This is a genomic window from Acinetobacter brisouisimilis, from assembly GCF_000368265.1.
Classification (GTDB): Bacteria; Pseudomonadota; Gammaproteobacteria; order Pseudomonadales; family Moraxellaceae; genus Acinetobacter.
The window spans coordinates 452,038-470,158 of record NZ_KB851219.1 but is presented as its reverse complement, the minus strand read 5'-3'; the positions used below and the strand labels follow the sequence as shown (position 1 = coordinate 470,158).

The following is an 18,121-nucleotide window of genomic DNA, read 5'->3' as shown; positions in this document are numbered from 1 at the left end:
TCTTTACAGAATTTGAGATTAGACCTCTTTCATCAATCAAAAATGATCATGAGCGATAATAAAATCGAGATTGAAAGTTCCATCTCCCTTTGGGATGAGAAACGCTGTTTCGCAAGAGAATGAAGGTATCTTTATGAGAATTTATGATTAAAAAAAGGGCTAATAAAATCAGTCTATTAATGAATAGGATTTTTCCAATACTCGTTTTATTTTTCCGTTAATGAAGCAAAATCGTATTACTTCACCTAAATCCCTCACATCCTATTGAATTAAATTTTCACTGAAAATACAGCAGCATTTGCAACTGACTTAAACTGTTTGTTCGCTTCTTTTAAACAAAAAAGACCCATCCGAGGATGGGTCTGCGCAAAACTGATCTTAAATATTCTTCACAGTGTTACCAATATTGGCATATAAACTTGGTTTCTTCTTCTTCAAGAATGAGCCCACAAATAAACCAAAGATGATGCAGGCAGCTAAAATCAGCGGCAAGCTATATACAACAGGACTGTTTGAACCACTAAGAATGTCGAGGTTTTTCACCACCAGACATAACACCACAAACATGCCAATCGCTGAAATTAAAGGGGCAAGCAAACGACTCCAGATTGATACAGGCAAGTCTTTGTTTTTCATGAAGTAGAAAATCACCGCCAAAGATACGCCAAACTGCAAGGCTAAAATTGCCATACTGCCAAACGCCGAAGCCCATGCGAAAATATCAATCATCGGATCAAGTTTCATCACAGCAAATACCACAACTGCAACAATCATCAACACGCCTTGTACCAGACTGGCAATATATGGAGTTTGATGTTTAGGGTGAGTTTGTCCCATTTTTGCCCAAAGCAGACCATCACGACTAATGGTATACATATAGCGAGAAAGCGAATTATGGAAGGCTTGAGTTGCAGCAAACAGACTGGTGACCAACAGGACTGACATCAGCTCCACTGCCCAATGCCCCAAAATCTTTTCAGTTACGTTATAGATATACATGCCTGGGTCTTTGGTCGCAATCGCTGTAACCTGATCAACCCCGCTATATAAAACAAACGACCATGCAGTGAGTACAAAAAATCCTGCAATTAAAATTACCGCAATAAATGTCGCCCGTGACACCACTTTTTGTGGATTCACACACTCTTCCGAGTAAATTGCTGCAGCTTCAAAACCAATAAAGGAACAGATCGCAAATACCATCGAAATCCCAAAATGGTCATTGAAGATGTTACTTGGATAAAATGAAGCAAAGTTAATATTCATTGCCTGAACATGTGAATAATCAATTTCGGTCGGTTGATTAAAAATTGCAAAGTCAGCAACCAGAATAATCCCCACTTCCATAATCATCAGCAAGCCCAAAATCTTGCCACCGATCTCAACTTTGGCAATTCCGAGGAAAACGACCACGACCTGCATGACAACCGCATACAGCCACCACGGCAAATCAATATGAAAATTACTTTGCAATAAATGCTCAGCAAAAAAACCAAACATGGCTGTTACAGATAATTCCATCGCGGCATATGCCCAAATTGCGGTACTTAAACCTGCAATCCCTGAGCCAACCCCCAAGCCTTGCACAATATAGGTATAAAACGCACCTGCATTGACCACATAACGGCTCATTGCTACAAAGCCAAAGCTAAAAATAATCAGCAATGCTGCTGCAACCACAAATGACCCAGGTACGCCCGCGCCATTCCCCAACATAAAGTTTAGTGGCAATGCACCCACCACACCTGTTAAAGGTGATGCTGCTGCAACCACAAAAAATACGACAGTCCACAGACCCAAGCTTCCTTTTCGGAGATGATTGTTACTGGTCATTCCCTGTCCTCCTTGATCAGATATTCACAACAGTTCATAAGATGAGATCTAAGCAAGTATCTTGTGTTGTGCGCATGGTCACTATTTTAAAAGATAGAATGAGCATTAGATCATCAATTAAAGTTAATATATTAATTAACATTTAGACTGTCTATCACAAACTCCGTTTCAGGCTTAAAATCATCCTCTAGGATGATTTATAAAAACAATTAAAAATAAAATTAATATATTAATTAATAAAAAATAATCACTTATGAAAAGTACAAGTTAAACAATGGAAAGTGCATTAAAAAAATCCTTTTTATACCGCATCTTAATAGACATCGGAGAGATCACATGATTGACATACAACTGTAGTTTAAGGATTAGCTATTATGGAAAATACCATTGCTCAACCAGCAGCAACCCGAACAAATATCGCTTTAGCAGAACGTATTCCTGCGACATTTATTAGCAACAACACTTATTATGCAGATTCAGTGGTGGGTGCAGACATTTTGGAACAGGTCAAAGCCTTATTACCAAAAATTGCCAAAAATGCGGAACAAGCTGAAGCTTTACGCCAAGTTCCCGATGAAAATATTGAACTTTTAAAAGGCATTGGCTTGCATAAAGCCTTTCAACCGAAAGTTTATGGTGGTTTGGAAATCAGCCTGCCTGATTTTGCCAACTGTATCGTGGCAATTGCAGGTGCATGCGCAGGAACGGCATGGGCATTTAGCTTATTGTGTACCCATAGCCACCAAATTGCCATGTTCTCCAAACAGCTTCAGAACGAAATCTGGCTCAGCAATCCCGATGCCACTGCAAGTAGCTCAATTGCGCCTTTTGGTAAAGTGCAAGAAGTTGAAGGCGGAATTATCTTAAATGGTGAATACGGTTGGAGTTCTGGCTGTGACCACGCCGAATATGCGATTGTCGGTTTCAACCGTTTCGATGCCGAAGGCAACAAAATCTATAGCTTCGGAGTAGTTCCTCGTAAAGACTACGTAATTCATGACAACTGGTTTGCCCAAGCAATTAAAAGTAGCGGCTCAAAACAGCTCGTGCTGAAAGATGTGTTTATTCCTGAGTATCGCATTGAAAAAGCCAAGAATATGATGGAAGGTCGTTCTTCAGGTTTTGGTTTGTATCCTGACAGTAAGATTTTCTATACCCCTTACCGTCCATATTTTGCCAGTGGTTTTGCGGCAGTCAGCCTCGGTATTGCAGAGCGCATGCTGGAAGCTTTCAAAGAAAAACAAAAGAGCCGTGTGCGTGCCTATACAGGTGCAAATGTTGCCAATGCCACACCTGCATTCATGCGTTTAGCCGAGTCGACCCATCAGGTTGCCGCAGCGCGTGCCTTACTGGAAAAAACATGGCAAGACCATAAAGTGCATGGTGAAAACAAACACTACCCAAATACCGATACTTTAGCCTTCTGGCGTACCAACCAAGCTTATGCGGTGAAAATGTGTATTGAAGCGGTTGACCGTTTGTTTGCAGCCGCGGGCGCAACCAGCTGGCTCGATCAAAGTGAATTACAACGTCTGTTCCGTGATTCACACATGACAGGTGCACATGCCTATACGGACTATGACGTTTGTGCACAAATTTTAGGACGTCAGCTCATGGGCTTAGACCCAGATCCGAGCATGGTTTAATCAATACAAGGATGTCATGATGAATTCTCAAGTCAATGCGGCTATTGATCCGCTACAGTTTCGCCGCGCTTTAGGTAATTTTGCCACAGGCGTAACCATTGTCACTGCACAAAATGCCGCAGGCGAAAAAGTTGGTGTCACTGCCAACAGCTTTAACTCTGTGTCTTTAGACCCTGCACTAATTTTATGGAGCATCGACAAAAACTCGTCGAGCTTTCAAGTGTTTGAAGAAGCAACACACTTTACTGTCAATATTTTGTCGGCTGCGCAAATTGATTTGTCCAACAAATTTGCCCGCCACAACACCGACAAATTTGCAGGCACAGAGTATGAACTCGGCATGGGCAATGCGCCTGTTCTGAAAAATTGCTCGGCAAATTTTGAATGTGAAAAATATCAAATCGCTGAAGGTGGTGATCACTGGATTCTGATTGGTAAAGTGGTGTGTTTCACCGATGCAGGTCGTTACCCGTTAGTTTACCATCAGGGAGCATATTCAGCGGTGTTGCCACATCCGAGCTTGCACCTGAAAAACAAACAGGAAAATGCGCAGACTGCACAGGATATTTATCCAGGTCGCTTATACCAAAACATGTACTACTTGCTAACCCAAGCAGTACGTGCCTACCAAAACGACTATCAGCCCAAACAACTGGCATCGGGTTTCCGTACCAGCGAAGCACGTTTGCTGTTAGTTCTGGAAAGTAAAATGGCGGAGTCTAAAGAAGACTTAGTCCGTGAAGTCGCCATGCCAATGCTTGAAATCGAGCGTGCGACGCAAATTCTTGCGGAAAAAGGCTTGTTGACTGATCAAGGCAATCATTACGAGTTGACCGAGGCAGGCATCGACACTGCACGTACACTCTACGAGATTGCTGAAAATCACCAGAAAGAAGTTTTTGCGAAATACAGCGATGAACAACGTGACTTGTTCAAGCAAATGTTGAAAGACTTGATTGGTATTTAATTCAAGATGCACAAAAAAGCCATTGGGTTCAACTCAATGGCTTTTTTATTTCAGTCTACATTTTTAAATAGGTTTCTTAGATACACTTTTTAATCCTACAGGAACAAAATAAAGAGGATGAAAAAGTTATAGTATGCGATTACTCAGAAAAATTCTCTTTCAGTTCGGAAAGCTCTTTCAGCAATTGCATCAAGGTTTGCATTTTTTCCTCGCCATATTCTTTTTGAATTTTCTTGTAGGTTTCTTCCATTTTGACCACTTGGTGCTCAAAACACTTTTTGCCTGCTTCGGTCAGGCTAATCAGATAAATACGCTGATCTTCCGTGCTTTTGTTCTTGCTGATCAGCTTCATTTCCAGCATGCGGTTTAAAATACCCGTCAGGCTCGGCTTTAAAATACACGCAAAATCAGCTAATTGGTTGCTTTCCAAAGCGTCGTATTGCGACAAAATACGAATGATACGCCACTGCTGTTCAGTCAAACCAATTTCGTTCAAGGCTGGTCGAAAAAAGCTCATTGTTGTTTCGCGGGCTTGCAGTAAGGCTAGCGTCAATGAAGGGCGAATTTTGCTCATTTATAATCAAAGTAAAATACTGGAATTTTTTTATTTTCCTTGAAACATGCTAGAAAATCAAATGACTTTTACGAAATAATTAATCTATTCATTTCCTGATATAAATTTGACGCAACAATAATGTTAATATATTAATTAAGTAGCTTTTTGACATTTTTCCCTATGTTATTTCGTAGCCTAATCTTCCCCAATTTTAGACATTATTTTATTGGGCATACCCTCTCCACACTAGGTACATGGATTCAACAAGTCGCTTTAGCCTGGCTGGTGTATAAGCTCACTCATTCAGCAGCTTTACTAGGTTTAAGCAGTTTTTTGGCACTGTTTCCACAGCTTGTGGTCAGCCCTCTGGTTGGCGCGGTGATTGATACACTTAACAAACGGGTTGCGCTGATTGTGGTACAAGCCCTGTTTCTAATACAAGCACTTTTATTGGCTTATTTAACCTATTTTAATTTACTCAACGCCAGTAGCATTATTGTATTGGCATTATTTTTGGGACTTTTAACCGCGATTGATACTCCTTTACGCCAGTCGTTTATTAGTGAACTGATTCAGGATCGGCAATATATTGGCAATGCACTGGCGCTGAATGCCATGATTTTTAATTCCTGCCGTTTTATTGGCCCACCGATTGCTGGGTTCTTACTGGCGATCTCAAATCCGTTTACCTGCTTTGTACTCAATGCGGCGTCCTATTTATTTCTCATGCTGGCGCTACTGCTGATGCGTAACATTCACGCCACCCAAGCCACAGGTAAACTCAAGCAGGTGTTTCAGCAAGGCTATAGTTTTATTTTTAAAAACCAAGACTATAAACGCATGATGATCGGCATCGCCTGTCTAAACTTTACTGCTTCGAGTTATGTCGCGCTGCTCCCGATTCTGTCAAAAGACTATTTACACGGGGATGCCAAGGTTTTGGGCTATTTATGGGGCATGGCAGGCATTGGATCGCTACTATCTTCACTACTTTTAGCAGGCAGTCAAAATGATGATAATATTCACCAACGAATTTTTTATAGTAAATTTTTGTGTGCCTTAGGACTGATCTTTTTATCGGCACTCAACCTGTTTTCAGGATATCTACTGGCATTATTTTTATTGGGCTTCGGCATTTCTACCGCGAATGTTTCAACAAATATCCTCATTCAGAAAAACACCCCTGCCGAATTGCGTGGACGCTCGGTATCCATTTACACCGCCATCCGTTTTGGTTTTGATGCGTTGGGTGGACTGATTGCGGGTGCAATTGCCAGTGTTTATTCTGCAAAATGGGCACTCATGTTTTTCACAGTGCTGCTGTGTTTGTATTTACTGCACCAGTTGCCACAACATTTTTCAGGCAAAATAAAAGACCCGACATATTAGACAGAAGGTAACTTTTTTGAAGTTACCTTAAATGCTGCTAAGTTCATTTCTTGCTAGGTTGAAGGATAGGTAATATCAGAACCTATAAAGCATAGCGAGCATTGAGAGATAAAAATTTAAGCTCAACTGAGCATAATTTTAAATATTTACAGACCATAAATAAGATATCTTTTCACTATGGGTATTTTACACGTCCAATACACCCCTCTAAATTGCACTTATTTTAACCAATCAATTGTTTTCACACTAAAATCAGTTGTCAAAGCATATTTTTCCTTATATGATAGCGCACATTGGAAGCGTGGCAGAGCGGTTTAATGCACCGGTCTTGAAAACCGACGAGGGTGTGAGTCCTCCGTGAGTTCGAATCTCACCGCTTCCGCCAAATACTAAAAAGCCCTTACATATTTTGTAAGGGCTTTTTTTATTCGAACCAAGAAAATAGAATTTTAAAAATATCAGTTAAAACCAAATCTAAAAAAACAGGGCATGATATAAAACAATATAATATTTATCTTTTAATTTTTTTACTTTTCAATACATAAAAAACTGATTGATTCATTAGAAAAGTAAATCAGCATAATATCTGTTTCTAGACTAGGATTTTATTATCACCTATAAATTATTCTCTTCTCTCTTATTCAACTATTTCTTTTATAGAAGGAGGTAAAAGATGATGGCGCTTTAATAAAGTTCGTACCACATTTCTAGATATTCCCAGTAATTCACTGGTTTTAACCTGATTAGAAAATGATGATGAGTATGCAGTCGCAATGATCATACTTTCTAACGTATTCCATAAATCACCAGAAGAAGATTGACTCGATGCGTAGATTTTCTTTAACTGGGACTCAATAATCTGATAAGGAGATAATGCCGTATTGATCTCATCATCTGTATGCGTGATAGGTTGTGCTGAACGATACTCCATATTTTTGAATATCTGATTAAATTTTAAATGTTCAGTCTGAATTAACATCCCTTCAGTTACAAGAACAGCATAATGTGCAATATTTTCTAGCTCTCTGATATTTCCTGGCCATAAATATGTGAGTAATTGCTGAGTTGCAGATGCAGAAATCTGTAATTTATCAGAGCGTCTTACCTTGGTTAAATAACGCTGAATAAAATATTCAAACAGCGGTAAAATATCCCCTTTACGCTCCCGTAATGATTTTAGTTCTAATTGGGCGATATTAATACGAAATAGTAAATCCTGCCGAAATTGCTCAGCTTGTACGGCTTGTTCCAAATCAATATTGGTTGCTGTGATCAATCGAATATCGACAGGAATGGCTTGTCTAGCACCTAATCTGGTGACTTCTTTTTCTTGTAACACTCTGAGTAATTTGACCTGCAAGCACAAGGGCAAATCACCGATTTCATCTAAAAACAGTGTTCCACCATGTGCAGCTTCAAACCAGCCTTTACGCTGTTTGATTGCTCCAGTAAATGCTCCTGCTTCATGACCAAATAATTCACTCTCAGCTAATTGTTCATTGATAGCGCCACAATTCACTGCAAGGAATGGACCTTTTCTTCCACTTAAACGATGAATATGCTGTGCAACCAGCTCCTTGCCTGTCCCCGTTTCACCGCGAATCAGAATAGGGGCATCACTTGGCGCAAGGCGTTCAATTAATTTTAATAATGACTGTGAAGCTGGGTCATGAAAAACCAGAGCTTTGGCTCGCACAGTCAAAGGCTGAGTGTGCTCACCCTCCAAAGTAAACACATTTGTTAAAGTAAAATTATTCATTAACCAATTAAATCCATCGGCTTTATATATTGTGAGTATATTAATACGCTCTTTATTCTTGGCTTATACTTATTTCTACTGCATTTATTCAATATCTTGTTATGCTTTTGGTCAACACAAGTTTAATTTAGGCAGATCAAGGCAGATTGACCTGCCTAAAGAGATTAAAATACTTTTAATAATCGAACATTAATACGATTATTTTCTTTAAAACCGTTTTCAATGGCAAGATCACGCCCATAAGCTAAAATCACATTGGTGCTTGCGGTTGGTGAATATGCTGTCCCTACCCAAAACTTTGTTTGCTGATAACTTTGTGTCTTAATACCATTTTTCTTGGTATCTCCTGCATCAGTATAAGACAGCCCTGCTCGTAGATCTAAGCGATCATTAATAAAATAACGAGTATTGGTTTGCAGTTGATAACCCGTATTCTGCTTTAAAGTTCCTCCACCAAAGGCATCATTATTTTGACCATAAAAAATAATATCGGCGGCCGCATCCCATGCCCATTTATCAGTCAAGCGTTGACTATATGCAGCCTGAAGATCAAGTTTGTAACGGTTCTCACCAAAATTTAAAGCATCATGTTTATCATAATGACCTGTTGGTAAATACAAATAAGGGGTAAGCCCAAAATAAGTCTTATGCTCTGGATTATTGAGCAACCACACAGGAGCAGCCAAAATAATATCTCCTAGCCCACTGGCTGAACCCAACGCAGAAATATCACCCTTCGCTTTTAATTCACCAAATGGAACTAAAATTTGTGGAGCAACACGTAAACCTGCAATATCGGTATAATGCACAAAACGAGCAATCCCAACATTTGAATCCAGTTTAGGATCACCTGACAATTTGTCACTTCCTGCATACAGCGCATCGCGACTAGCAGATTGTAAATACAGCAAAGCTAGATTTGTCCCCGCTGGAGCAACATCATAATCACCCGCATCCAAATCTACTGCCTTCGCTTGTGATACAAAAGCTGCTAATAATATTGCCGTTGTTATTTTCAAATTAAATTTCACTGTTAATAATCCTGAACTAAAAAGTTTATTGTTTAAAATAGTCAGTGACTATTTTGGATAATTAACCTATTGCAAAGCCAATACCAAAATTTAAGTTATTGTTTTTATTATTTTATTTTAAAAACATAAAAATTAATGATGCAAACTAAACAATCTTAAAGCTAGGAATCAAACAATATGTTTATTTTTAAACATCGTATATTCAAAAATAAAACCATTCTCTTTTTAATAGAAAAACCCTGTAATATATACAGGGTTAGGTAATAGATTTTTCATAATGTTCGATATCTTCTTTGTTTTTCATTGAATAGAATTAAAATATATTTCAATAAAATATAATCTGAAAATTAAACTGAAACATGTTGAAATGACAACAGATACGATAAAAACTTCAATCTGATTATTTATTGATTAGCTTACTAATTTTAATTCTAAGATGATGTTCAACCTGACTCATAGGCAGAACCTACAGGATAAAACACGGATGCTTTGAAATGTTCAAAAGTATATTTCGCCATTTTTTAGACAAAAAAAAGCCATACTCTGTCAGTAAGGAGTATGGCCAAAATAGGAAACTACAGCATAATTTCCATATTCATTAGAATAATCTCTTAAGCTTAAAAAAAGCTTAATTTTAAAAGACTTCTTAAAGCTAATTTTTTAATTTTCCACATAAATAACAATTTTTTAATTTTAAAATAAAGGGCCAGAAACCATAAAAATAAGATAAAAAAATCCCCGCATGATGCGGGGATTTTTTAGTAAGAACCGATGATGAATTACATCATACCGCCCATACCACCCATGCCGCCCATATCAGGCATAGCAGGTTTGTCTTCTGGAATGTCAGTAATCATACATTCTGTTGTCAACATTAAACCTGCTACAGATGCAGCATGCTCAAGTGCAGAACGTGTTACTTTCGCTGGGTCAAGAATACCCATTTCCAACATATCGCCATATTCAGAAGTTGCAGCGTTGTAACCGAAGTTACCTTCACCATTTTTCACAGCGTTGATCACAACTGAAGGCTCATCACCTGCATTCGCTACGATTTGACGAAGTGGCGCTTCGATTGCACGACGAAGGATGTTCACACCTACGTTTTGGTCATCATTTGCACCAACTACACCATCAAGCGCTTTAGCAGCACGTACAAGCGCTACACCACCACCAGCAACTACACCTTCTTCAACCGCAGCACGCGTTGCATGAAGCGCATCGTCAACACGGTCTTTTTTCTCTTTCATTTCAACTTCAGTTGCAGCACCAATTTTGATAACAGCAACACCGCCTGCCAATTTAGCAACACGCTCTTGAAGTTTTTCTTTGTCATATTCAGACGTAGATTCTTCAATTTGCGCACGGATTTGTTGAACACGCTCAGCGATTTGAGCAGCATCACCAGCACCATCGACAATCACTGTGTTTTCTTTAGAAACAGTGATTTTATGTGCAGTACCTAAATCTTGAAGAGAAGCTTGTTCTAAAGACATGCCTACTTCTTCAGAAATAACAGTAGCACCAGTCAAAATTGCGATATCTTGAAGCATTGCTTTACGGCGATCACCAAAACCAGGAGCTTTCACTGCACATACTTTAATGATGCCACGCATGTTGTTAACAACAAGTGTTGCAAGCGCTTCACCTTCAACATCTTCAGCGATGATGAGAAGTGGTTTACCTGTTTTAGCCACAGCTTCTAATACAGTGATTAACTCACGGATATTGCTAACTTTCTTATCTACAAGAAGAATGAATGGGTTTTCTAATTCAGCTGTTAAAGTATCTTGCTTGTTTGCAAAGTACGGGCTGATATAGCCACGGTCAAACTGCATACCTTCTACAACGTCAAGCGCATCTTCAAAGCCTGAACCTTCTTCAACTGTGATCACGCCTTCTTTACCAACGCGTTCCATTGCTTGCGCAATCAATTTACCCACAGTTTCATCAGAGTTTGCAGAAATTGAACCTACTTGTTCAATCGCTTTAGTATCAGATGCAGGTTTTGAAGTTGCTTTAATTTCAGCAACCAATGCTTTAACCGCAAGGTCAATACCACGTTTAAGATCCATTGGGTTCATACCCGCTGTCACTGACTTGATACCTTCATTCAAAATTGCTTGTGCAAGTACAGTTGCAGTCGTAGTACCGTCACCCGCGATATCGTTGGTTTTGCTTGAAACTTCACGAACAAGTTGAGCACCCATGTTTTCAAACTTGTCTTTAAGTGAAATTTCTTTTGCAACAGTAACACCATCTTTAGTGATGTGTGGTGCACCAAAAGAACGGTCAATTACAACGTTACGACCTTTAGGGCCTAAAGTGACTTTAACCGCATCTGCAAGAATGTTTACGCCTGCAATCATTTTAGAGCGAGCTGAATCACCAAATTTTACGTCTTTAGCTGACATTATTTATTTACTCCGAATTTTTTGCTTTTTACTTGATCTGATATGAATGGTTGAAAATTAGCCTTCCAAAACAGCTAAGATATCAGACTCTTTCATGATAAGAAGTTCTTCACCGCTTACTTTTACAGTTGTACCTGCATAAGTACCGAACAATACTTTGTCACCTACTTTTACATCTAATGCGCGAACGCCATTATCTGTAATTTGACCGTTACCGACAGCAATCACCTCACCTTGAGATGGTTTTTCTGCTGCTGAACCTGGTAATAAGATACCGCCTGCAGTTTTTGTTTCTTCTTCAACGCGACGAATAACTACACGATCATGTAATGGGCGAATGTTGCTCATATAAAACTCCATCAGACTAAGTTTTGTTTCAATTAAAAACGGCACTTTTCATAGTTTCTATGTGCCATCATCAATAAATGTTTGTGATGTCATTTTTTTGGGGATAGAAAACAAGGCTTCAAGGGGCATTTCAAAAAAAATTTCATTTTTTGCAGTTTTTTTAGTCTAAAACCCAATATTTTTTCTGACGTGGATCATTTAAGAACAAATTGGCGTTTTACAGCATCAAAGCAATAGCGTTGTAACTCACCTTGCGATGTCAGTACATTAAAGCTATTCGGTTCACCTTTGCGTAAACGATGAGAGGTTGCAGTTCCTGCATGAATTTCAAAAACAGGATGCTCAAGCTTCAAATCATAGATCTGGTTCAAATCATATTGTGCTGTCTGATGCAAATGCCCATGCAACAGTGCAAATATTCCCCGCTTGCCCCAAATCTCAAGTGCCATGCGCCCAAGCACAGGGCAATCTTTGACTGCATGACCATCTTCAGGAGAGGTATAAAAAGGTTGATGTACCACCACAATTTTTAATTTATTGGCTGGCGCAGCCTGTAATTTGGCATCAATCTCCTGAATCTGCTCTAAGGAAATATGTCCTTTGGTATGATAACGTCGCCGAATACTGTTTACCCCAACCAAATAAAAATGTTCGGTTTCCAAGACACTTTCCAACGAACCAAAAAATGCCTGATAACGGGTAAATGGACTAAATAACCGATTAAATACATGATATAGCGGAATATCGTGATTTCCAGGAACGACCAGATAAGGTAAGTTCAAATGCTCCAGAAAATACTTGCAGCCTAGAAACTGAAAAAAACGCGCACGCTGAGTCAGATCACCGCTTACGGCAATCACTTCTATCGAATGCTCACAGCAAAACTGTTGTATTGCCAGCAAACACTCTGGTTTTTCTGTGCCAAAATGCAAATCAGACAGATGAAGTAACATGAGCAGGTACCATCACATTGAGTGCTTCGCGCATAACAGAAAATTGTAAAGGTGCAAATTCTTCCACGATTTCACCATCTATTGCGATATGTAGCTTTTTACCTTTTGCCGCATGAACGACAACCTTTTCGGCAGCAAAACTATAAATATCATTTGCCTGCTCAATATCTCCTTTTAAGAGCTGAAAGAGCAATTTCAACAAGGTGATTTTATTACTTTTGGCAACAATCACGCCCGCAACCCTGCCTTGCTGTACCGACTGGGCAATTTTCAAATTCAGCTCTTTCAACTGCAAGTGATTATTACCAAAAAATATCAACGGTGTTTTAACTGGATATTGATCACCATCTACAACAACTTTTAATTCCAATTCACGATGTCGCCTCAGCAATACATCTAATGCTGAAGTATAAGCATGTAAAGCAAACCGACCAAATAACCGATTGTAATGCTCACGCTTCTCAATAAATAATGGATATAAGCCAAGGCTAGCATTGTTTAAATAAATATGTTCATTCATTTTTGCGACATGAATTTTATTTATTTCTCCAGTTGCAATGATTTTACTTGCTTCACTCAAATCTAAGGGAATATTTAACACTCTGGCTACATAATTAAAAGTTCCCATAGGCAAGATTCCCAAAGGAATTTCTGTATGTAATAAATAAGTTGCTACAGCATTTAAGGTTCCATCCCCTCCTGCAACCACCACGACTCCACGGTTTTCCGTATGACTATGGCGTTGTAAAACCTGTGGCATCAGGGTATAAATAGAGTGCTTATCATTAAATTCAAATATTTGAATTTCAAAATTATATTTAGAAAAAATAGTTATAATTTCAGCATATACACGCTCTTGCTGTGCAGTATGAAAACCTGACTTTTGGTTATAGATAATAGAGAACGGTTTTAGCATAGTATAATTATTATGATGCAAATTGATTTATCTTTAATTGTCTGGATTTCATTTGAAATGAAATAGTGTGTTTATGTAAAAAAACTACATAAACTTTTGCAATTTTTCAGTTTTTTATGCTTTTTTACACACTGTGTAACCCACTAATTTAAATACATATTTGTAAAATAAATGATTTTATTTTCATAATTTATTTTATGAATGGTTGCAAATAAAAAACACAAAACTATGATTTTAAACATTTTTTTATAAAATTTACTCACAACTTCCTATAAGATCAGTTTTTAAACATCTTAAAATTTGAGAACTTTTGTGATTTAATACGCAAACTTTTTAACACACTCATGATCAAGGGTTGATCATATATTGAATGTGTGTTTTGTTTTTTTGTATCTCAAAGGCATCAACATGACCCAAGTGAATGCACCAGAATTCGTTCGTCACCCTAAGCTGATTGCGTGGGTGGAAGAAATTGCTAAATTAACCAAGCCAGCAAAAATCGAATGGTGTGACGGCAGCGAAGAAGAGTATCAACGTCTAATCGACTTGATGATTGCTAACGGCACCATGCAAAAGCTAAATGAAGAAAAACATCCTGGTTCTTATTTGGCGAATTCTGACCCTTCAGATGTTGCTCGTGTTGAAGATCGTACTTTTATTTGTTCTGCAAAAAAAGAAGATGCTGGCGCAACTAACAACTGGGAAGCCCCAGCAGTTATGCGCGAAAAATTAAACGGTCTGTTCGATGGCGCAATGCAAGGACGTACCATGTATGTGGTTCCTTTTTCAATGGGTCCACTAGGAAGCCACATCGCGCATATCGGTATCGAAATCACTGACTCTCCTTACGTTGCAGTCAGCATGCGTAAAATGGCACGCATGGGCAAAGCAGTTTATGATGTTTTAGGTACAGATGGCGAATTCGTTCCTTGTGTCCACACTGTTGGTGCGCCACTTGCTGAAGGTCAAAAAGACGTTGTTTGGCCTTGTAACAAAGAAAAATATATCGTTCATTACCCAGAAACTCGTGAAATCTGGTCTTTCGGTTCTGGTTACGGCGGCAACGCTTTGTTAGGTAAAAAATGCCTAGCATTACGTATCGCTTCTGTGATGGGTCGTGAACAAGGCTGGTTAGCTGAACACATGCTTATTTTGGGTATTACTAACCCACAAGGCGAAAAACATTACGTTGCTGCAGCATTCCCATCAGCTTGTGGTAAAACCAACTTTGCAATGTTGATTCCACCAGCAGGCTACGAAGGCTGGAAAATTGAAACTGTAGGTGATGACATCGCTTGGATCAAACCAGGTGAAGATGGCCGCTTATATGCAATCAACCCAGAAGCAGGCTTCTTTGGTGTTGCGCCAGGTACAAATACCAAAACCAACCCGAACTGCATGGCAACCATGCATAAAGATGTAATCTATACCAACGTTGCTGTGACTGAAGATGGTCAAGTATGGTGGGAAGGTCTATCTAAAGAAGTTCCAGCAAACTTAACTAACTGGAAAGGTCAGCCACACGTTGCTGGTGAAAAAGCTGCTCATCCAAATGCGCGCTTCACGGTATCAGCAGGTCAATGCCCTTCTATCGACGCTGACTGGGAAAACCCAGCAGGTGTTCCAATTTCTGCATTCATCTTCGGTGGTCGCCGTGCAGACACTGTTCCTTTAATTTCTGAAGCATTTGACTGGGTTGACGGTGTTTATAAAGCTGCAACTATGGGTTCAGAAACAACTGCTGCTGCAGTTGGTCAACAAGGTGTTGTACGCCGTGACCCATTTGCAATGCTTCCATTCACAGGTTACAACATGGCGGATTATTTCAGCCACTGGTTAGAGCTTGGTGAACAAGTTGCTGCAAAAGCGCAAGCTTCTGGTAACAAATTACCAAAAATCTTCAATGTAAACTGGTTCCGTCGTGACGAAAATGGCAACTTCGTATGGCCTGGTTTCGGTCAAAACATGCGTGTTCTTGAATGGATCATCAACCGTTGTGAAAACCGTGCTAACGCGGTTGAAACCCCAATCGGTTTCGTTCCAACTTATGATGACTTGAACTGGACAGGTACAGATTTCTCTAAAGCTGACTTTGAGAAAGTAACTTCTCAAGACAAAGCACTATGGATTAAAGAAATCGAAAGCCACACTGAGTTATTCAACAAACTCGGTGATCGTCTACCAACAGCATTAAAATCACGTCAAGCTGAACTTTTAGAAGCGGTTCAAGCAACTCAATCTGAAAATGTAAACGCTTAATCGACATAAAAAAAAGACCACTTCGTGTGGTCTTTTTTTATTCTAATATTTTTAACACTTTACTTAAAATATAAATACGTTCAACTGAGTTAAATATGAAAAAATCTATCCCTTTTACTGCACTCATTTTAGTATGTGCAGCAACTGTACATGCAGAAACAACTCCCACTACCAATCCAAATATATCAACTCAAATCAGCACGCCTGTAAAAGGTTCCCTTTGTGTCATGACCGATACACCACCGAGCGATTTACCCTATAAAGTTGTGAAACACATTAAAATTGCCAAAGGCACTTATGGCAGTGTTACGGACTTATATCCTCGATTACATGAAACTACTCAAAAATACCATGCCGATGCCGTGATTCATTATCGTGCGAGTCAACGCTTCGGCTTCTGGCCTTGGCGCTTTGTTCGACCTGTAATTGCAGGTACAGCCATTCAATGGAAATCTCCATCTGCTACAAACTGCCGTTTAGCAAATGGTCAAGAACTCTAAGTTTTCCGCACATATACTATTAAAAAATGCCAGTGAATTTGATCCACTGGCATTTTTATTGTCTCATGCTCTTGTTAATGATCATGCTGCAAATATTCAGGTTCTTTTGGCAATTTCCAACTACAGAAGAAGCAAATAATCAGCATCACAATGACATAAACAAAAAAAGTATATTCATGCCCTACTTCTTTAAATTGCAAAGCCACAGCAGGCGCTGATCCCCCAAAAATTGCATTGGCAACAGCATAGGAAAAACCAACCCCCAGTGCGCGCACATGTGGAGGAAACATTTCCGCCTTAATCAAACCACTAATAGATGTATAAAAACTCAATAGCAACATCAGGAAAATCAGCATTAACGTTACTATGACAGGTGAACTGCTAAATGCAGGCATTGCAATCACCATGACTGGATAAATACAAATTGCCAAAGAAACACTAAAAATTAGCATCGCAGCACGACGACCAATATGATCCGCAATCGCTCCAAATAGAGGCTGAGCCAACATATACACAAACAGTGCAATTGTCATCATATAGCCCACTGTTTTCGCAGCAATCCCTAGGCTGGTTAAATAGGTTTTAGAATAAACCGTGAGGACATAAAAAGATAAAGAGCCTGCCGAAGTATAACCAACCACCAGTAAAAATGACTGCCAGTGATCTCTAAAAAGAGCCCTAAGTGTTCCTGATTCTTTATGATGACTGTCTTCACTCGCCAATGTCTCAACCAAACGACTACGCGCCAGTAACGACAGCAGTGCGGTAATCCCACCCACAACAAACGGAATCCGCCAACCTCCATTTTCCAGCTGCTGTTCATTCATTAAGAAAAGCAAAATCACACCAAGTAAGCTAGCAAGGAGTTGCCCCCCCGAAAGCGTCACATACTGAAATGAGGCGTAAAATCCCCGATGCCCTTTTAAAGCGATTTCACTCATATATGTTGCAACAGCACCATATTCTCCACCCACTGACAATCCCTGCAATAGACGCACAAGAAGCAATAAAAATGGAGCAGCCATTCCCACCTGCCCATAGGTAGGTAACATCGCAAATAAAAATGAACTGAGAGCCATTAAACAAATCGAAATAATCATTGAACGTTTACGTCCATGCTTATCAGCAATTCGACCAAATAGCCAACTCCCTATGGGGCGCATAAAGAAGCTCGCCGCAAATACCCCCCAAATATAAATTTGCTTCGTAGTCGATGCCATATCAGGCGATGTCAGTGCTTGCTGAAAATAAACTGCAAAAACTGCATAGATATAAAAATCAAACCATTCAACCAAATTACCAGAAGCAGCGCCAACAATACCAAAAATACGTTTACGCTTTTCTTCTGTGGTATATACACCTTCACTCATAACATCACACTCCCTCGTTGTTTATGTTCACCCTCAGCAGACTAGCTTATCTTTTCTTTATTATTGGGCTTCTTTTATGAGGATTTGATCCCTCTTTGCTTCCCTATAAAGAAGTAAAATCATTAGAGTCAAAGAAGCCTATCCTGCTAAATTTTGAATCATTTTTCCTTGATTAAATCA

General features: G+C 39.2%; 14 protein-coding genes and 1 tRNA gene. 6 read left to right on the top strand and 9 right to left on the bottom strand.

All coding sequences use genetic code 11. The annotated features are described in order from the left end of the window. Window positions 1-378: 378 nt before the first annotated feature. The gene (locus tag F975_RS05855; RefSeq protein ID WP_004751282.1) at window positions 379-1,833 is read right to left on the bottom strand and encodes an APC family permease; all 1,455 of its coding nucleotides are present in this window, start codon (window positions 1,831-1,833) and stop codon (window positions 379-381) included. Between the two features lie 374 nt (window positions 1,834-2,207). On the opposite strand from F975_RS05855, the gene F975_RS05850 reads away from it, so the two are divergent. Then, entirely contained in the window at window positions 2,208-3,479 is a 1,272-nt protein-coding gene (locus tag F975_RS05850) for a p-hydroxyphenylacetate 3-hydroxylase oxygenase component (RefSeq protein ID WP_004751281.1), read from the top strand. Between the two features lie 19 nt (window positions 3,480-3,498). Continuing rightward, window positions 3,499-4,446, top strand: a complete 948-nt coding sequence (locus F975_RS05845; protein ID WP_004751280.1) for a p-hydroxyphenylacetate 3-hydroxylase reductase component — start codon at window positions 3,499-3,501, stop codon at window positions 4,444-4,446. Between the two features lie 139 nt (window positions 4,447-4,585). Here F975_RS05845 and hpaR read toward each other — a convergent pair whose 3' ends face one another. Next, complete coding sequence (gene hpaR, locus F975_RS05840) at window positions 4,586-5,020, bottom strand: homoprotocatechuate degradation operon regulator HpaR (protein WP_004751279.1); 435 nt, start codon at window positions 5,018-5,020, stop codon at window positions 4,586-4,588. Window positions 5,021-5,182: 162 nt separating this feature from the next. Between hpaR and F975_RS05835 the strand changes: the two genes are divergently transcribed. Both F975_RS05835 and F975_RS05830 read left to right on the top strand, forming a co-directional pair. Then, complete coding sequence (locus tag F975_RS05835) at window positions 5,183-6,391, top strand: MFS transporter (protein WP_004751278.1); 1,209 nt, start codon at window positions 5,183-5,185, stop codon at window positions 6,389-6,391. Between the two features lie 295 nt (window positions 6,392-6,686). Then, window positions 6,687-6,776: transfer RNA gene (locus F975_RS05830), tRNA-Ser, on the top strand. 252 nt (window positions 6,777-7,028) lie between these two features. Here F975_RS05830 and F975_RS05825 read toward each other — a convergent pair. The 6 genes from F975_RS05825 to F975_RS05800 all read right to left on the bottom strand — a co-directional run bounded on the left by F975_RS05825 (window position 7,029) and on the right by F975_RS05800 (window position 13,812). Beyond that, window positions 7,029-8,150: a sigma-54 interaction domain-containing protein gene (locus F975_RS05825; protein ID WP_004751277.1), complete on the bottom strand. Its 1,122-nt coding sequence runs from the start codon at window positions 8,148-8,150 to the stop codon at window positions 7,029-7,031. 164 nt (window positions 8,151-8,314) lie between these two features. After that, window positions 8,315-9,181: a transporter gene (locus F975_RS05820; protein WP_004751276.1), complete on the bottom strand. Its 867-nt coding sequence runs from the start codon at window positions 9,179-9,181 to the stop codon at window positions 8,315-8,317. 779 nt (window positions 9,182-9,960) lie between these two features. Continuing rightward, entirely contained in the window at window positions 9,961-11,595 is a 1,635-nt protein-coding gene (gene groL / locus F975_RS05815) for a chaperonin GroEL (protein WP_004751275.1), read from the bottom strand. 57 nt (window positions 11,596-11,652) lie between these two features. Continuing rightward, complete coding sequence (locus F975_RS05810) at window positions 11,653-11,943, bottom strand: co-chaperone GroES (RefSeq protein WP_004652030.1); 291 nt, start codon at window positions 11,941-11,943, stop codon at window positions 11,653-11,655. A 194-nt stretch (window positions 11,944-12,137) separates the two neighbouring features. Continuing rightward, window positions 12,138-12,896, bottom strand: a complete 759-nt coding sequence (locus F975_RS05805) for a metallophosphoesterase family protein (RefSeq protein ID WP_004751274.1) — start codon at window positions 12,894-12,896, stop codon at window positions 12,138-12,140. After that, window positions 12,877-13,812: a diacylglycerol/lipid kinase family protein gene (locus F975_RS05800; protein ID WP_004751272.1), complete on the bottom strand. Its 936-nt coding sequence runs from the start codon at window positions 13,810-13,812 to the stop codon at window positions 12,877-12,879. The genes F975_RS05805 and F975_RS05800 overlap by 20 nt, the downstream gene beginning before the upstream one ends. A 408-nt stretch (window positions 13,813-14,220) precedes the next feature. Here F975_RS05800 and F975_RS05795 point away from each other — a divergent pair, with 408 nt between their 5' ends. Then, a complete protein-coding gene (locus F975_RS05795; RefSeq protein ID WP_004751270.1) occupies window positions 14,221-16,071 on the top strand; it encodes a phosphoenolpyruvate carboxykinase (GTP) in 1,851 nt (616 codons plus the stop codon). Between the two features lie 95 nt (window positions 16,072-16,166). After that, window positions 16,167-16,571 (top strand): hypothetical protein, encoded by a 405-nt coding sequence (locus F975_RS05790; RefSeq protein ID WP_004751268.1) that lies wholly within the window; start codon window positions 16,167-16,169, stop codon window positions 16,569-16,571. A gap of 74 nt (window positions 16,572-16,645) precedes the next feature. Here F975_RS05790 and F975_RS05785 read toward each other — a convergent pair whose 3' ends face one another. Then, window positions 16,646-17,941, bottom strand: a complete 1,296-nt coding sequence (locus F975_RS05785; RefSeq protein WP_004751266.1) for an MFS transporter — start codon at window positions 17,939-17,941, stop codon at window positions 16,646-16,648. Window positions 17,942-18,121 lie beyond the last annotated feature (180 nt).